Annotated in this window: 17 protein-coding genes; 9 read left to right on the top strand and 8 right to left on the bottom strand. The window is 65.2% G+C overall.

Annotation, left to right across the window (positions count from 1 at the left end):
- The first annotated feature begins 5 nt into the window (after positions 1-5).
- From IVB29_RS03795 to IVB29_RS03775, 5 genes are all read left to right on the top strand, one after another.
- Positions 6-1,964: an ABC transporter ATP-binding protein/permease gene (locus tag IVB29_RS03795; protein ID WP_247502051.1), complete on the top strand. Its 1,959-nt coding sequence runs from the start codon at positions 6-8 to the stop codon at positions 1,962-1,964.
- 218 nt (positions 1,965-2,182) lie between these two features.
- Positions 2,183-3,007: an FkbM family methyltransferase gene (locus tag IVB29_RS03790; protein ID WP_247502050.1), complete on the top strand. Its 825-nt coding sequence runs from the start codon at positions 2,183-2,185 to the stop codon at positions 3,005-3,007.
- 21 nt (positions 3,008-3,028) lie between these two features.
- A complete protein-coding gene (locus tag IVB29_RS03785) occupies positions 3,029-3,415 on the top strand; it encodes a VOC family protein (RefSeq protein WP_247502049.1) in 387 nt (128 codons plus the stop codon).
- A 132-nt stretch (positions 3,416-3,547) separates the two neighbouring features.
- A complete protein-coding gene (locus tag IVB29_RS03780; RefSeq protein ID WP_247502048.1) occupies positions 3,548-3,790 on the top strand; it encodes a hypothetical protein in 243 nt (80 codons plus the stop codon).
- 185 nt (positions 3,791-3,975) lie between these two features.
- Positions 3,976-6,114 carry an OmpA family protein gene (locus tag IVB29_RS03775; RefSeq protein ID WP_247502047.1) on the top strand — a complete coding sequence of 713 codons (2,139 nt, stop codon included), beginning with the start codon at positions 3,976-3,978 and terminating at the stop codon, positions 6,112-6,114.
- A 204-nt stretch (positions 6,115-6,318) separates the two neighbouring features.
- Here IVB29_RS03775 and argG read toward each other — a convergent pair whose 3' ends face one another.
- The 5 genes from argG to IVB29_RS03750 all read right to left on the bottom strand — a co-directional run bounded on the left by argG (position 6,319) and on the right by IVB29_RS03750 (position 11,155).
- Positions 6,319-7,656 carry an argininosuccinate synthase gene (gene argG, locus IVB29_RS03770; RefSeq protein WP_247502046.1) on the bottom strand — a complete coding sequence of 446 codons (1,338 nt, stop codon included), beginning with the start codon at positions 7,654-7,656 and terminating at the stop codon, positions 6,319-6,321.
- Between the two features lie 93 nt (positions 7,657-7,749).
- Positions 7,750-8,526, bottom strand: a complete 777-nt coding sequence (locus IVB29_RS03765) for a phosphatase PAP2 family protein (protein WP_247502045.1) — start codon at positions 8,524-8,526, stop codon at positions 7,750-7,752.
- A gap of 145 nt (positions 8,527-8,671) precedes the next feature.
- Complete coding sequence (locus tag IVB29_RS03760; RefSeq protein ID WP_247502044.1) at positions 8,672-9,160, bottom strand: hypothetical protein; 489 nt, start codon at positions 9,158-9,160, stop codon at positions 8,672-8,674.
- A gap of 123 nt (positions 9,161-9,283) precedes the next feature.
- On the bottom strand, positions 9,284-10,486 hold the full coding sequence (gene rlmN / locus IVB29_RS03755) for a 23S rRNA (adenine(2503)-C(2))-methyltransferase RlmN (protein WP_247502043.1): 1,203 nt from the start codon (positions 10,484-10,486) through the stop codon (positions 9,284-9,286).
- Positions 10,487-10,618: 132 nt separating this feature from the next.
- Entirely contained in the window at positions 10,619-11,155 is a 537-nt protein-coding gene (locus IVB29_RS03750) for an invasion associated locus B family protein (protein WP_247502042.1), read from the bottom strand.
- Here IVB29_RS03750 and IVB29_RS38515 point away from each other — a divergent pair.
- Complete coding sequence (locus tag IVB29_RS38515; RefSeq protein WP_247502361.1) at positions 11,115-11,324, top strand: hypothetical protein; 210 nt, start codon at positions 11,115-11,117, stop codon at positions 11,322-11,324. The genes IVB29_RS03750 and IVB29_RS38515 overlap by 41 nt on opposite strands.
- Before the next feature lie 35 nt (positions 11,325-11,359).
- Here the strand turns inward: IVB29_RS38515 and IVB29_RS03740 are convergent, their stop codons facing one another.
- Positions 11,360-12,199, bottom strand: coding sequence for an SDR family oxidoreductase (locus tag IVB29_RS03740; protein WP_247502041.1), 840 nt, complete (start codon positions 12,197-12,199; stop codon positions 11,360-11,362).
- A 220-nt stretch (positions 12,200-12,419) separates the two neighbouring features.
- Here IVB29_RS03740 and IVB29_RS03735 point away from each other — a divergent pair, with 220 nt between their 5' ends.
- The 3 genes from IVB29_RS03735 (at position 12,420) to IVB29_RS03725 (ending at position 15,858) form a co-directional block, all read left to right on the top strand.
- Positions 12,420-13,394, top strand: coding sequence for an NADPH:quinone oxidoreductase family protein (locus IVB29_RS03735; RefSeq protein WP_247502040.1), 975 nt, complete (start codon positions 12,420-12,422; stop codon positions 13,392-13,394).
- A 442-nt stretch (positions 13,395-13,836) separates the two neighbouring features.
- Positions 13,837-14,673, top strand: coding sequence for a hypothetical protein (locus IVB29_RS03730; protein ID WP_247502039.1), 837 nt, complete (start codon positions 13,837-13,839; stop codon positions 14,671-14,673).
- An 18-nt stretch (positions 14,674-14,691) separates the two neighbouring features.
- Entirely contained in the window at positions 14,692-15,858 is a 1,167-nt protein-coding gene (locus IVB29_RS03725) for a TAXI family TRAP transporter solute-binding subunit (RefSeq protein ID WP_247502038.1), read from the top strand.
- A gap of 136 nt (positions 15,859-15,994) precedes the next feature.
- On the opposite strand, the gene IVB29_RS03720 is transcribed toward IVB29_RS03725, so the two are convergent.
- Complete coding sequence (locus tag IVB29_RS03720) at positions 15,995-16,387, bottom strand: YkvA family protein (RefSeq protein ID WP_247502037.1); 393 nt, start codon at positions 16,385-16,387, stop codon at positions 15,995-15,997.
- A 103-nt stretch (positions 16,388-16,490) separates the two neighbouring features.
- Complete coding sequence (locus IVB29_RS03715) at positions 16,491-16,793, bottom strand: 4a-hydroxytetrahydrobiopterin dehydratase (protein ID WP_247502036.1); 303 nt, start codon at positions 16,791-16,793, stop codon at positions 16,491-16,493.
- Positions 16,794-16,833 lie beyond the last annotated feature (40 nt).

Raw genomic sequence — 16,833 nt, 5'->3', positions numbered from 1 at the left:
CGGTCATGCAAAAGCCGGCCGGAAAGCGCGAACAGGGCAGGAAGCCGCCCATTGTCGAGATCAAGGGCGAGAACGGCGATGAGGTCGCGCCGCCGCCTCCGGAGGTCGTTGAGCCCGATCCTGAACTCTCGCCAGAGGAGGCTGAGCAGGCCCGCAAGGACTACCTGCTGACGCGCTTCTGGATCAGCGCCCGCGGCTTCTGGGGCCGCAACGGCGACCGGCTGGCATGGCTCTACTCGATTGGTCTCGGCGTGCTGATCGTCCTGACCGTGGCCTTCCAATACGGCATCAATGTCTGGAATCGCGCGATCTTCGATGCGATCGAGAAGCGTGATGCATCCACCGTGTTTCACCTCACTGCGGTGTTCTTCCCGCTCGCGATCGGCAGCATCGTGCTCGGCGTGGCGCAAGTGTTTGCACGCATGGGCATCCAGCGGCGCTGGCGCGCCTGGCTCACGGCAAGCGTGCTGACGCGCTGGCTCAAGAACGGCCGCTACTACCAGCTCAACCTGGTGGACGGCGACCACAAGAATCCGGAGTACCGGATCGCAGAGGATCTACGCATCTCGACCGATTCGCCGGTCGATTTCCTCGCCGGCGTCACCTCGGCGCTGCTGTCGGCCGTGACCTTCATCGTCGTGCTCTGGACCATCGGCGGCGCGCTCACCGTCACGATCAGTGGCTCCGCCGTTACCATTCCCGGCTTCCTCGTGATCGCCGCGATCCTCTATGCGGGAATCGCCTCCGGCTCGATCCTGACGATCGGCCGTCAGTTCGTGCAGGTCTCCGAGGACAAAAATCAGGCCGAAGCCGATTTCCGCTACACGCTGACGCGCGTGCGCGAGAACGGCGAGAGCATCGCGCTGCTTGGCGGCGAGGAAGAAGAGCGCGGCGGTATCGATCGCAACTTTACCAACGTGTTGCGGCAATGGGCGCGGCTCGCAGGACAACACATGCGCACCACGCTGGTGTCGCAGGGCTCGAGCCTGGTTGCACCGGTGGTGCCGCTGTTGCTTTGCGCGCCAAAATTCCTCGACGGCAGCATGACGCTCGGACAGGTAATGCAGGCGGCCTCGGCCTTCACCATCGTGCAGAGCGCGTTCGGCTGGCTGGTCGACAATTACCCGCGGCTCGCTGACTGGAATGCCTGCGCGCGCCGCATCGCCTCACTGATGATGTCGCTCGACGGTCTCGAACGCGCCGAGCAGGGCGACGGAATCGGCCGCATCAAGCGCGGCGAAACCAGCAACGATGCGATGCTCGAGCTGAACGACCTCTCCGTCACGCTCGACGACGGCACGGCGGTGGTCGGCGAGACCGAAGTGGTGGTCGCGCCCGGCGAGCGGCTGCTCGTCGCCGGCGAATCCGGCACCGGCAAGAGCACGCTGGTGCGCGCCATCGCAGGGCTGTGGCCATGGGGCGGCGGCAGCGTCAATTTCCATCCTGACCGGCGGCTGTTCATGCTGCCGCAGCGGCCCTACGTGCCCTCGGGCAGCTTGCGCCGCGCAGTCGCCTATCCCGGCGCCGAGGACGATTGGACCGTCGAGGAGATCGGCGAAGCGCTGCACAAGGTCGGCCTCGACCACCTCAAGGAGAAGATCGAGGAAGAAGCCCCGTGGGACCAGACACTGTCCGGCGGCGAGAAGCAGCGCCTCGCCTTCGCGCGGCTGCTGTTGCACAACCCCGACATCGTCGTGCTCGATGAAGCGACCTCGGCGCTCGACGAGAAGAGCCAGGACAAGATGATGCAGATGGTCACCGACGAGCTGCCCAAGGCGACCGTCGTCAGCGTCGCGCATCGCGTCGAGCTCGAGGCCTTCCACAGCCGCAAGATCGTGCTGGAGCGGCGCAAGGGCGGCGCAAAGCTCGTCAGCGATATCAACCTGATCCCGCGCAAGGGCAAGCGCAAGCTGCTCGGCCGCTTCCTGCGGCAGCGCAAGCCGGCGCCGAAGAAGGCTGCGTGACACATTGTCGTCCCGGACAAGCGAAGCGCAGATCCGGGATCCGTAGCCACAGGCAGCAATTTGGCGAAGACTCGGAGTGGGAGTCTCGCGTGACAGCTGCTCGGTCCTCGCTCCCCGTGCGCAATTGCGCACTAGGCGGGGACGACACCGGTTATGGAGCGTTGGAGTCCCCACCGAAACCGGCTATGCATGCGCCGCCTGCAAAGAGGACCGCCTGCTTGACGCCCGACAATGCCCTTTCGTCCGCGCCGTTCGGCGCCTTTGCGCCGAACGCGGCGCAGGCCGCGATCATTCGCCTCACGCAACAATCGGGGCTGAAGCGCGGCGCATTCCGGCCCTGGATGTCGCGGCTGGTCAATCTGCTGCGCGGCGGTCCCCTCGACGTGCAGTATCAGGGCGCCTCGTTCCGATTCTACCACCAGGGCAGTGCAACCGAGCGCGGCGCGCTGTTCAATCCCGATTACAATCTCGATGAGCTCGACTTCCTGCGCCAGTACACGCCAATGGGCGGCACGTTCGTCGATGTCGGTGCCAATGTCGGCACGTTTGCGCTGGTGATGGCGCGGCAGGTCGGTACATCCGGCAAGGTGGTCGCGATCGAGCCGCATCCGCTGACGTTTGGACGGCTCTCCTTCAACCACGCCGCATCGAACGCGACGCAGGTGCGCCTGGTGCAGGCCGCCGCTGGCGACAGCGACGGCGAGCTGATGATCGAGAGCGGCGGCGGCAATCTCGGTGCCACCCATGTCGTCACCGGCACGGCCAGCGCTGAGGCGATCAAGGTGCCGTCGCTGCGGCTGACGCGCATCCTCGACGAGGCCGGCATCGGCCAAGTCGATTCGCTCAAGATCGACGTCGAGGGCTTTGAGGACCGTGTGCTGATCGGCTTCTTTCGCGACGCGCCGCAATCGTTGTGGCCCCGCGCGGTGGTGATCGAGCATCTGTCACAAAACGAATGGCGAGAGGATTGTATTGCCGACATGGTCGCGCGCGGCTTTGCGATTGCGCGCAAGACGCGAAGCAATACCTTCCTGTCGCGCTGACAACGAACCACGGAGGTTGTGATGATCGACCATTTGGGCTTCCCCGTCTCCGACTATGAGCGCGCGAAGGCGTTCTACAGCAAGGCGCTGGCGCCGCTCGGCTACAGCCTGATCATGGAAGTGACGCAGGAGCAGACCGGCCACGATGCGGCCGCGGGTTTCGGTGCCGACGGCAAGCCGGACTTCTGGATCGGCGGCGAGGGCGCGCTGAACAAGCCGGTGCATGTCGCGATCGCAGCCAAGGACCGTGCAACGGTCGATGCGTTCTACAAGGCGGCGACGGCGGCCGGCGGTCGCGACAATGGCGCGCCCGGCATCCGTCCGCACTATCACGCCAACTATTACGGCGCCTTCGTGCTCGATCCTGATGGCCACAACATCGAGGCCGTCTGCCACGCGCCGGAATAGGTCGACGCTTTAGGCTGTCGTTGAGCGTGATCTTTTCGGAAAACCGCTTCGCACTCTTCCGGATCTTGCTTGAGGAACATCGGCGCGGCATCATCGTTGTCGTTTTCCTGACAACCGATCTCGATGATGCCGATGCCGATTGAACCGCCTGAGATACCGCCGTCGACACCCGGCACTCCGACCGAGCCACCGCCCGGGATTCCGCCGGGCAATCCGCAGCCTGAAATCACGCCGCCGGTGCGCGAGCCCGGCTCGCCACCGCGGCCCGACGAATTGCCGGGCCGCATGCCTGAAGAGATTCCATCGCGCGGGCCGACTGGCCCGCTCACGCCTAATCCTGCGACGGACGCAATGCCGCCGCGAGATCATGGATGAGGCGAAGCATCACATATGAGGCGATTGCAACCAGCGTCTGAATGCGCAATGAACGTCACGATAGTGAGGTGATTTGCGTGCAGAAATAAATCGGGCCGCGACCGCTCCGCCCGCCACAATCCGGCCTAACGCGTAGCTGTTCATCCCAACACTTCGTCAAAGAACCTTCCGGGGAAGTTCACCACATGACCAACCTTCGTTTCGTGCTGCTTGCAACAACGGCTCTGACCGCGATGCAATTGGCAAACACCGCATCGCATGCGCAAACCGCGCCGCTCGTTGTCGCGCAGGCGCCGGCCCCAGAGATCGGGCCTGACGGAAAACCGAAGCAGCCGCCGAAGGGACCGCCGGCCGCCGCGCCGCCTGCGGCGCCCGCTCGTCCGGCCGCACCGCCACCGGCCGCTGCACCGCCTCACCCGCCAGCCGCGCCGCCGCCTGCGGCCGCACCGCCGCGCCCTGCGGCACCCCCGCCTCCTCCGCCGCCGCCTGCGGCCCGTCCGACTCCGCCGCCGCCCCCACCGCCGCCTGCCGCTCCGAAGCAGCCCTCGCCGCCTCCGGCTGCGGCCCCGCAGCAGCATGCGCCGCCTCCGGCCCCGCCTGCAGCACGACCAGTGCCGCCCCCGCCTCCTGCTGCGGCTCCGCAGCAGCATGCGCCGACGCCCCCGCCGCCCGCGGCTCATTCAACGCCAACACCTCCGCCGCCTCCTGCAGCGGCTCCCCCGGCACGGCCCGCACCTGGATCCACGGCAACACCCACGGCTCCTTCAGGCGCTGCGCCCGCGGCTCGCCCCGGCGCGCCTGCGCCAACGGCCACGCCTGCTCCGACAACGACGCCCACACCGGCGACAACACCGGCGCCGACCGCAACCCCGGCCCCAGGCAGCACGCCGGGCGCAGCGCCGACCGGACGCCCCGGTGGACCGCCGCCCGGCGGACGTCCCGGCACGCCTCCGGCTGGTGGAGCACCATCAACCGCTCCGGGTGCCGCACCAGGTGCGGCGACCGCTCCGCCGCCGACGCCTGCGCCGCGCGCAACCCCGCTCCCGACCGCAACGCCGGCGCCCGGCGGCGCTGTAACCCCGCTGCCCGGACGTCAGGGTGGAACGCCTCCTGCGGGTGCACCCGCTGCCGGCACTCCGCCGAGCCAGCCGCAGGCGGGCGCCCTGCCCCGGCCCGCAGCTCCCCCCGCTGGCGTCGCGGCACCGAGCATCGTCCCGGGCACGGCGGCCGCAGCGCCACCGCCCGACAGGGCACAGTACAGACCGCCGACGGTCGCCCCAGCCTTCCGCGCCGCGCCGACGGTCGCAGCACCGCTGCCGCCGCCGCCGCGTCCGCAGCAGCGTGACCTGACGCCGCTCGCGATCGGCGCGGCCGTCGTGGGGGGCGCCGTGCTCGGCGCCACCATCGCCGACCTCCACAACCAGCGACGCGAGTCCATCGAAGGTGGCCGCACCGTCTACACCGAGCCGGATCGCATCATCATCCGCGATCCGGGCGGGCAGGCCTATGTCCGCGGCAACGATCTCTATCGCTTCCGCTATGGCGCCCGCGACATCCGCACCGACGTCGTCGGCGGCGATACCCGCACGGTTGTGGTCCGTCCCGACGGCAGCGAGATCATCACCATGGTCGGTCCGGACGGCCGGTTGCTGCGCCGAATCCGCAGGGATCCCCGAGGACGCGAGATCATCATCATCGACAACAGCTATCGCGATCCGCAGTCGGTCGGCGGCTTCTATGTCGACGCGCCGCCTCCGGTCGTGAACATTCCCTACGATCGCTACATCGTCGACGCCCAGGAGGCGTCGCCGGACCTGATCTACCAGACCATGGAGGCACCCCCGGTGCAGCGGATCGATCGGCGTTACACGCTCGACGAGATTCGCTACAGCCCGAATGTTCGCATGCAGATGCCGAGCATCGACGTCAACACGATCACCTTCGAGACAGGCTCGTGGACGATCCCACCGGATCAGGCGGCGAAGCTGCAAGCGATCGCCGACGGCCTCAACCGTGCGATCCAGGCCAACCCGCGCGTGGTGTTCCTGATCGAGGGACACACCGACGCGGTCGGCAACGAGGTCGACAATCTGTCGCTGTCGGACCGCCGCGCGCAGTCCGCAGCCGAATTGCTGACCCAGCAGTTCGGCGTGCCCTCGGAGAACCTGACCTCGCAGGGCTATGGCGAGCAGTACCTGAAGGAGCAGACGCAGGGGCCGAGCGCGATCAACCGGCGCGTCACCGTCCGCAACATCACGCCGCTGCTCAACGGCGGCCAGGCCTCGCTGCCGCCGCCCCCGCCCGGCACCGCGCCGCCGCGCTGAGGCGACACTTAAATGCAAAATGGCCGGGAGCGATCCCGGCCATTTTTGTTTCAGGTCTCGTGCCCCGGACGCAGCGCAGCACGTAGTGATGCGCTGCTGAGCCGGGGCCCAAAAATTATTGACGGAATTCGATTGAGATTCTGGGTCCCGGCTCTGCGACGCACCGCTTCGCGCTGCATCGCGTCCGGGACACGCGCAGATGCGCTAGCCCTTGTCGTTCTCCAACCTGAAGATCTGCGAGCCTTCGCTGCCCGAGAGCAGGCCGGTGTCGCTATAGAGCTTCAGCTTCGTGCGCGTGTCGGCGATGTCGAGGTTGCGCATGGTGAGCTGACCGATACGGTCGGCCGGCGTGAACGGCGCGTCCTCGACCTTCTCCATGCTGAGCCGTTCCGGCGCATAGGTGAGGTTGGGGCTCTCGGTGTTGAGGATCGAGTAGTCGTTGCCGCGGCGCAGCTCCAGCGTCACCTCGCCGGTGACGGCGCGCGCGACCCAGCGCTGCGCGGTCTCGCGCAACATCAAAGCCTGCGAATCAAACCAGCGGCCTTGATAGAGCAGACGTCCCAGGCGCATGCCGCTGATGCGGTATTGCTCGATGGTGTCCTCGTTGTGAATGCCGGTGACGAGGCGCTCATAGGCGATGTGCAAGAGCGCCATGCCCGGCGCTTCATAGATGCCGCGGCTCTTGGCCTCGATGATGCGGTTCTCGATCTGGTCGCTCATGCCGAGGCCGTGGCGGCCGCCGATGGCGTTGGCTTCGAGGAATAGCGCGACGGGATCGCTGAAGCTCTGGCCGTTCAGCGCGACCGGTTGGCCTTCTTCAAAGCGCACAACGACCTTCTCGGCCTTCACAGCGCAGTCGTCGCGCCAGAACGGCACGCCCATGATCGGGTTGACGATCTTGATGCCGCTGTCGAGGCTCTCGAGATCCTTTGCCTCGTGCGTGGCGCCGAGCAAATTGCTGTCGGTCGAGTACGCCTTCTCGGCACTCATCTTGTACGCAAAACCCTGGGCGGTCATGAACGCCGACATCTCGGCGCGGCCGCCGAGCTCGTCGATGAACTGCTGGTCGAGCCAGGGCTTGTAGATCTTCAGGCCCGGATTGGTGAGCAGGCCGTAGCGGTAGAAGCGCTCGATGTCGTTGCCCTTGAAGGTCGAGCCGTCGCCCCAGATGTTGACGCCGTCTTCCTTCATCGCCGCGACCAGCATCGTGCCGGTCACCGCGCGGCCGAGCGGCGTGGTGTTGAAATAGGTGATGCCGCCGGTCGAGATGTGGAAGGCGCCGGACTGGATCGCAGCGATGCCCTCGTGAACGAGCTGCGTGCGGCAATCGACCAGCACGGCCTTCTCGGCACCGAACTCCATCGCCTTGCGCGGGATCTCGTTGTAGTCGGCCTCGTCCGGCTGGCCGAGATTAGCGGTATAGGCGTAGCAGCGTGCGCCCTTCTGCTTCATCCAGAGCAGCGCCGCACTGGTGTCGAGACCGCCCGAGAAAGCGATGCCGACTTTCTCACCCTTGGGCAGGCTTTTCAGGATCGTGGTCATGGCGCTTCCAATCGGGTCTCAAGGGGCTGATGCGAGGGCGAACTTGACCGCGCGAATATCAAATTTCGCACGCCTCGGCACCCATTTAATCGCTCAAACCGAGGGCTCGGCCCCCGTCTTGCGGCCGAACAGACGCTGGCGGAGCCGGTAGGCGGGCATGTTCAGCCGGGTCAGGGCGGCATCGACCGCCGCGTCCGAGAACCGGGTCCGCGGCCAGCGGTAAATCAGTGCGTAGGCGAACCAGATCACGACGAAGGTGACGAGGCCGGCGACCGACACGTCGGTGAAGAAGTGCCCGCCGAAGGCCATGCGCAGCCCTGACGTCACGAGGCCGAAGACCACGGCGCCGGTATAGGCGAGCGGCCGCCATGCGGGCGGTGCCAGCGCGGCGGGCGCCAGCGTCCAGAATGCGGTCGCGCCTTCGCCGGAGAAGAACGAGCAGTTGCGCGCGCAATCGCCGCGCGGATCCCACCACGGCACGAACTGCTGGTCGCCGGCAAACTGCGTCACCACCACCGGCCGCGGTCGGCCCCAATAGGACTTGAAGGTAAGGTTGGTGAGAATGCCGGCCGACATGATGATCGTGACCAGCAGGAACACGATCGCGCGCCCCGACACCATCAAGGGACGGTCGGGCCGGACCATCTTGACCACGAGTGCGACCAGCGGCGGCACCACGAAGGCCCAGGAGACCCACATCGCAGCGTCACGCGCGAAGCCGGCCCAGTCGTTCAGCTTGAGCGGAAACGTCTTCGTCTCTGGGTCGAAGAACAGCGCGGCGAGCTTGAGATCGAGCTCGGGATAGAGGCCGAAAACGACGCCGATCACGAGCCACAGCGCCAGGGCGATGAAGAGTCCAGTCCGGTTCATGGCGCGCGGTTTAGCGGAGTGGAGAGGGGATGAAAACCCTGGATTCCGTCATTGCGAGGAGCTCTTGCGACGAAGCAATCCAGACTGTCACTGCGGAAATATCCCTGGATTGCTTCGTCGCTTCGCTCCTCGCAATGACGGCGCCTCAATCCGGTCTTGAATTCGACGGCAGCGGCGGGGGCGGCTTGCGCGGAGGCGACGGATTGCGCCAGGCGCCGGCGTTGCGGCCGGCGATCAGCCAGTACACGACGCCGGCGACGATGCCCGCGCCGGTCATGATCTCCAGATGCCGCCGCACGATGCCCTCGAACTGCAACGTGTCGGAGTGAAAGGGAACGAGGCCCAGATAGCAGGCGAGCCCGACGAGGCCGCCGCCGACAGCATAAGCCAGCGCACTGCGGATATAGAGCGCCTCGGTGACCGCGACGATCACCGCCGCCGGAACCAGCGCAAAACCCGAGACGAAGATGAAGCCGAATCCGAGCAGGATATCGATCGCGCCTTGATCGACGGGACCCGTGCCGAGATCGGCGAACTCCGGAAACAGCAGCGCGACGACGACGATCATGCCGCCGACGAAACAGGCGGCGAGAAAGCCGATGAAAATGACGATGAGGCGGCCGATCAGGGACATGACGCTACTTTCACCGTCATTGCGAACGCAGCCAAGCAATCCAGTCTGTCCTCGCGGAAAGATTCCGGATTGCTTCGCTGCGCTCGCAATGACGGAGATGCGAGAGCGCGGGCACGCATCAACTCAATCCGTCACCGCCATGGCGCGCAGCGCCTGGCGTTCGCTGGCCGAGAGCTTCTCGGTCTCCGACTTGAGCTGGCCGCAGGCGGCGAGGATGTCGCGGCCGCGTGGGGTGCGCACCGGCGAGGAATAGCCGGCGTTGAAGATGTATTCGGAGAATTTTTCGATCTGGTCCCAGTCCGAGCATTCATAGGTTGTGCCGGGCCACGGATTGAACGGGATCAGATTGATCTTGGCGTGAATGCCCTTGAGCATCTTCACCAGCAGTTTTGCATCGTCGAGCGAATCGTTGACGCCCTTGAGCATCACGTACTCGAAGGTGATGCGGCGGGCATTCGAGGCGCCGGGATAGTCGCGGCAGGCCTGGAGCAATTCCTTGATCGGATATTTGCGGTTGAGCGGCACCAGCTCGTTGCGCAGCTCGTCGCGCACGGCGTGCAGCGAGATCGCGAGCATGACGCCGATCTCGTCACCGGCGCGCACGATGTTCGGCACCACGCCGGAGGTCGACAGCGTGATGCGGCGGCGGGAGATGCCGATGCCTTCATTGTCGCCGACGATCAGCAGCGCATCGCGCACCGCGTCGAAATTGTAGAGCGGCTCGCCCATGCCCATCATCACGATGTTGGTGACGCGGCGCGTGCCGTCCTCGCGATCGGCCCAATCATTCAGACGATCACGCGCGACCATCACCTGTCCGACGATCTCGCCGGCGGTAAGGTTGCGCACCAGGCGCTGCGTGCCGGTGTGGCAGAACGAGCAATTCAAGGTGCAGCCGACCTGCGAGGAGACGCAGAGCGTGCCGCGATCGGTCTCCGGAATGTAGACGCACTCGACTTCATGCGCCTTCTCGACATTGTCGCCGCTCGGCAGGCGCAGCAGCCATTTGCGGGTGCCGTCGTTGGAGATCTGTTCGGCCACGACTTCGGGCCGGTCGACGGTGAAGTGCTGGGCGAGCTCGGCGCGAATGCCCTTCGAGACCGAGGTCATGTCGTCGAAGCTTTGGGCGCCGCGGAAATACATCCAGTGCCACAGCTGCTGCACACGCATCTTGCGCTGTGCCGGTGCGACGCCGATCTCGCCGAGGCGATCGGCAAGCTCGGTACGCGACAGGCCGATCAGCGACGGCTTTGCCGGCGGCACATAGGTTTCGAGTGGAGTCTTCTCCACCAGGATTGCGTCGTGCGGCTCGGTCGTCGGTTGCATCTGTAGGCCTAGGATCTGCTGTCTAAACTCGTCATGCCCGGGCTTGACCCGGGCATCTATGACGGCGAAAAATCTGGAACCGGCCCTATATAGCAACCGGAACGGCCGATTGCGACCTTATCGCTTGCAGCCTTAACGCCTGCAGTCCTGCGATATCCGGTCCAGCGCCTGGGCGAGGCCCTTCAGCGAGAAGGTATCGGTCGTCTCCGTGCCCTTGGCCGAAACGCCCTTGACCACGAGATCGGCTGATTTGCGCATGGCCTCGACCATCCGCTCCTCTTCGGCCGCGTTCTTGATCCAGAGGCCGTCGCCCTGCGTATACATCGCAAAAGCGGCGCCGCCGACCTCGACCGAGGATTCCGAGCCCGGCTTCAGCGCATAGCCGATCATGACCGAAACTTCGTTGCTCACCTTCTCCGCCGGCCGGGTCGAGACGAAGGCATAGGCGGGATCGCGCGGCCTGTTCGGCGGGTTGGTTTTCGACGACGAGGGTTTTGCCAGCGCGAAGCAGACTTTCTTGCCGTTGGGGGTGGCCGAATAGGCGCCCCAGGTGCCGAATTGTCCGATCAAGGTCGGCTCCGCGCCACCCGCAACCGCTGCGGGAAGGGCGGCAGGTTTGCTCTCAGGCTTGGCTGCTGTTTTCGCGGCCGGAGCGGCTGGTTTTGCCACTGCCTTCGGCGCCGGTTGCGCCGTCTGTGCCCGCGCGGAATCGCTGATTCCCCACGCCGTCACGCCAATCATCAAAGCCAAAAAGAGCGCCCGCCACATGCTGGAGTGGTTCCCTCAATATTGTGACTGGAAGATGGCCCGGCCGCGTTTTGTCCCCGAGCAGGGATAGCCGGAAAAGTCCAATTTGGGAAGGCAGTTAGCGGGTTAGCCTTTGGATCGCGCAGCGCGTTGCTCGGACCATTGTGCATCGGTCCAGCGCAATAAATCTTCGGCGCCGGAACTGCGTAGATGCGCGCCACCGTCGATCACCACCATCTCGCCATTGATGTAGCCGGCGCGGTCCGAGACGAGGAAGCTGGCGAGGTCGGCAAGCTCGCTGTGCTCTCCGGTGCGCCCCATCGGGTTGCGCGCGGTCCATCCTTCGTCGCGGCCCTCGGGGCGGAGCTGCCCTGATGCGCCCGCGGTTGGGAATGGTCCCGGCGCGATCGCGACGGTGCGGATGCCCTTCGGCCCCCACTCGACCGCAAGACTCTTGGTCATCGCCAGCACCGCCGATTTCGCCATCGCCGACGGTACGGTGAAGGCGCGGCCGGTGATGGTCGAGGTCGAGAGGATCGAGAGCACGACGCCGCCATGCTTGCCGTCGACCCAGCGCTTGCCGGCGGCGAGTGTGCAATACATCGCACCATGCAGCGTCGGCGCCAGGATCGCGTCCGCGGCGCGGAACGACAGATGCTCGCTTTGCGCGATGAAGGTCGCAGCAGCATTGTTGACGAGAATGTCGAGCGGCGCTTCGCGCCAGATCGTGTCCATCATGCTCTCGACGGCGGCACCGTCGCGAATGTCGCAGGCGAAGGTTGAGACCTTGCCAGCGGTCTCCGAGCGCATCTCGCTCGCGGTTGCGTCCAGTCGATCGAGCTTGCGACCGCAGATCACGAGCTCGGCGCCGAGCGCGAGGAAGCGGCGTCCCATCGCTGCGCCGAGGCCCGAGCGACCGCCGGTGACGAGGATGCGCTTATCCTTGAGCAGACCCGTTTCAAACATCGTTTGAATCCTCCCTTTTCTTCTTTCGTCATTGCGAGCGCAGCGAAGCAATCCAGAGTCCGTGCCGCGGAAATAGTCTGGATTGCTTCGCTGCGCTCGCCATGACGCGAGGATAGGCCTTCACGCTGATCGAGACAAAGAATCCGGATTGTCGCCCGTGCCTAAATCCGGCAGAAACGAGCCAACTATAATTCCACCCCGAAACGCTTCAGGTGCTGCCATGAAAGCCATCCTCTGCTCGCAATATTGCCAGCCCGACGATCTCGTGCTCGCCGACGTGCCGGATCCGGTGGCCGGTCCCGGCGAAGCCGTGATCGCGATCAAGGCGGCGGCGCTGAATTTCTTCGATCTCCTGATGATCCAGGGCAAGTACCAGATCAAGCCGCCGTTCCCGTTCTCGCCGGCCGCCGAAGTTGCGGGCGTGATCGAGAGCATCGGGCCCGGCGTCACTGATGTGAAGGTCGGCGATCGCGTCGTCGCGTCCTGCGGCCACAATGGCGCGCGCGAGAAGATCGCGCTGCCGGCGGCATCGATCGTGAAGATTCCCGACAATCTCGACTACGACCGCGCGGCCGGCATCATCATCATCTACGGCACCGCGCTGCATGCGCTGGAAGATCGCGCCAGCCCGAAGCCGGGCGAGACGCTCGCGGTGCTGGGCGCTGCCGGCGGCACCGGCCTCGCCGCCTGCGAGCTCGGCAAGCTGATGGGCCTGAAGGTGATCGCCTGCGCCTCGTCGGACGAGAAGCTGGAATTCGCCAAAGCACACGGTGCCGAGCTGACGCTCAACTACGGCAAGGAAGATTTGAAGGAAGGCTTGCGAAAACTCACCGGCGGCAAGGGCGTCGACATCATCTTCGATCCGGTGGGTGGCGCGTATGCGGAAGCGGCGCTGCGCTCGATCGCCTGGGAAGGCCGCTTCCTCGTGATCGGCTTTGCCGCCGGCGATATTCCGAAGATGCCGCTGAACCTCGCGCTGCTGAAGGGCTGCGACATCCGCGGCGTGTTCTGGGGCGCCTGGACCCGGCTCAATCCGGAGAAGAACCGCGCGAACCTCGAGAAGCTCGTGAAGTGGACCGCGGAAGGAAAAATTTCATCGCATGTCGACCGCACCTTCCCGCTGGCGCAAACCGCGGATGCGCTGAAGGTGCTCGCGGGGCGCCAGGCCATGGGCAAGGTGATCTTGCATCCGTGAGGATGGCGGCGGCGGCGCGACCCTGTACACACGCCCGCCACACATAAAGCTGTCGTCGTCCGGCTCGACCGGACGACCCAGTATTCCAGAGACAGCAGAGACTTAGCCGAGAAGCCGCGGCGTACTGGATGCTCCGATCAAGTCGGAGCATGACACCGAATATGGGACAGGCAGCATAGCCAACTCGCTGTTCCCGCACGAGTTACGTGCTCCGTCGCTTGGTAAAATCCCCCTCAACCATTGCGGCCAAAATTGCGGTGCATTCCGCCGCCTCGCCGTAATCAAACCCAAATATCTCCCGATTCGCGCAAACCGCCGTCGCTTTTTGGGCTGAATCGGACGGCGATTTACCGGTTCCAGTTTGCGGGGCGCTTCTGGACAACAAGAAGAAGACTGAACCGGGACTGTCCCTGCGTTGCGTCAGTAAATGGGGAGCATCACCATGGAGACGACGGCATACCGTCCGTCCAGGGAGTCGAGGGCGTTCGAGTCCGATCGATCTGCATCACAATCGTCCACCGCGTCCTACATCCGTGCACGCGCCAGCCGCGCCGATTTTCCGCAGGACGATCCAATGCCGCTGTTCCTGTCCGACCCGCTCGGGGCCCCGGACCCGCGGGAATATGCGCCGCTGACCTTGCGTTCCAGAACCGGGACCGCGGCGCGCCTTCTGGCTGCTGCGCTCGCGCTATCCGCCGCCGCGATCCTGGCCGCGCTATTTCAGTCCGACCTGCGCAATCTCGTCGCGGCCAATGCCGTCAGCCTGATGGGCACAGCTCCCGATCAGGCCATCGCTCCGGCCAATCCTCCGGTCATGCGGCAAGCTCCGCTCAAGGACCCGGCCCGGGTGAGCAACACGAGGCTGGCGAGCGCCGACAGGCTGGATCTCCCAGCACCGCCGAGCCGTGACACCATCGCGGCCGCCCATCAGATCGCATTGCAGGCGCAGATGCCGGTGCCCATCGCGGCACAGCCCGCACCGCCGGAGCCTGTCAGGACGCTCGATGCCGACACGCTGGCAGGGCTGATGACGCGCGCGAGGAGCCTGATCGGCGTCGGCGACATTGCCTCAGCGCGACTGCTGCTCGAGCGCGCGGCCAATGCGAAAGATGCAACGGCCGCGCTCCTGCTGGCGCAGACTTATGATCCCGCGGTGCTGGGTACCAGCGACTCGCGGAGCATCATCGCCGACGCATCAGTCGCGCGTGACTGGTACCAGCGGGCTGCATCACTTGGATCGGCGGAGGCGCGACAGCGGCTCGGCCGGTTTCAGAACTAGAACTCTTCAGGGGACATCATGCGTAACGCTTTGAGCATGGCGCTTGCCGCCATCATGACGATCTGTGCCTTCACGGCGCGCGCCGAGCAGACCGAATACGATCCGGCCAAGGTGTCGGACAGCTTGAAGGCCATCTTCCAGTTCGGCTCGACCACGACCAAGCAGGCGCTCAACGCCAACACCGTCACGCTGATCACCGGCACGATCGGCGGCACCTATGTGCAGTTCGGCGCCGACCTCGCCTCGGTGCTCGACGACGGCAACAAGATCCGCGTGCTGCCGATCGTCGGCCGCGGCTCGGTGCAGAGCGTTGCCGACATCCTGTTCCTGCAAGGCGTCGATCTCGGTGTCGTGCGCGCCGACACGCTCGACTATCTCGAGCGCAAGGGCTTTGCCAAGGACATCAAGCGGCAGTTCACCTATGTGACAAAACTCTACAACGAGGAGATGCAGGTGATCGCGCCGAAATCGATCGCGACACTGAAAGACCTCGAAGGCAAGATTGTCAGCGTGGATTTGCCGAACGGCGGCACTTTCGTCACCGCCCTCACCGTGTTCGAACGGCTCGGGATCAAGGCGAAATTCGTCTATGTCGAGCAGCGCATCGCGATGGAGAAGCTGAAGGCCGGCGAGATCGACGCGGTCATCGTGGTCGGCGGCAAGCCGTACAAATCGGTCTCGACCTTCGGCAATGACGGCCGCTTCCATCTTGCGAAGGTCGACTATGCAAAGCCGCTCCAGAGCGACTATCTGCCGGCGACACTGACGGCAAAGGACTATCCGAACCTGATCAAGGAGGGCGAGAGCGTGGACACGATCGCGGTGCCCGCGGTGCTCGCGGCCTATAATTGGGCGCCCAATACCGAGCGCTACCGCAAGCTCGCGCTGTTCGTGGACGCGTTCTTCACGAAATTCCCCGCGCTGCAGAGCCCGCCGTTCCATCCCAAGTGGAAGGAGGTCTCGCTCGCGGCACCGCTGTCCGGCTGGAGCAGATTGCCGGTGGCGCAGCAATGGCTCGACAAGCACGGCGTCGAGCCGGTGGCCCGCCAGCGCTTCGAGGCGTTCCTGAAGCAGACTCCCGCGGCTGCAAACGTGTCGGACACGGACAAGGAGACGCTGTTCAAGCAATTCCAGGCGTGGGATGCGGAGAAGGCGCGGGCGCCAGCGGGGCCGGAGAAGAGGTAGCGGATATTCTCACTGTCATCGTCCGCGAAGGCGGGCGATCCAGTACTGCGTGGCAGTATTTGTGAATCGCGAAGGCTCTGGAATACTGGATTCACCCCTTCGCGGGGAATGACAACGGAATGCGTGGTGAACGCAGCTACGCGGCTTCTACGTCCACCTCAACATCATCCACCCCGCGTTTCAGCATAGCGCGGGCAGCATCACGGTGCTCATTCGTGATATGGCCAGCGACCATGCGGATGGCGGTGGCGAGCACGGCGGCATCATCGGTGAAGCCGAGGACCGGCATCACGTCGGGGATGAAGTCGAACGGCAGGATGAAATAGGCGATCGCTCCCAACAGCGACGCCTGGACATGCCGCGGCGTCTGCCGGTCGAACGCACAATAATAGGCGGCGACCAAATCCTCGGCGAACGGCAGTTGCGCGGCGACACGCTTCAGCTTGCGCCAGAAGCGGCGGCGCACGCTCTCACGATCTTCCGCGAGCCGATCGGCCGGCTCGAAGCCGACGCTGTGTTCGGCGGCCATGTTCGACAAACTCCACGTTCACCCAAGGGTGGCCGGCAGAGCGGCCGATGGCCGCATCTCCTGCCGATCACAACATGGGGATGCGGCGGCGCCTCGCAAGATGTCAGGCTGGTGTCAGCTTGGCGATGGCGTTCATCGCCTTGGCGAGCTCGATGTCGAGCTTGGTGACGCCGCCGGCGTCGTGGGTCGACAGCACCACCTCGACCGTCTTGTAGACGTTACGCCATTCGGGATGGTGATCCATCTTCTCGGCCACCAGCGCCGCTCGGGTCATGAAGCCGAAGGCCTCGTTGAAATCCTTGAAGACAAAGGTTTTCCCGATCGCGTCGCGACCTTGGACCTCGGCCCATCCCGGGATACTGGCCAGCGCCTGTTGACGCGTTTCCGTTGTCAGCCGCTCTGCCATGATGGCCTCCGTTTTCAGGGGAACTTTACCCTAACACCGT

Source organism: Bradyrhizobium sp. 1 (genome assembly GCF_023073315.1).
Lineage (GTDB): Bacteria > Pseudomonadota > Alphaproteobacteria > Rhizobiales > Xanthobacteraceae > Bradyrhizobium.
Note: the sequence above shows the minus strand (reverse complement) of the source record. Positions and strands in the feature narration are given on the sequence as shown.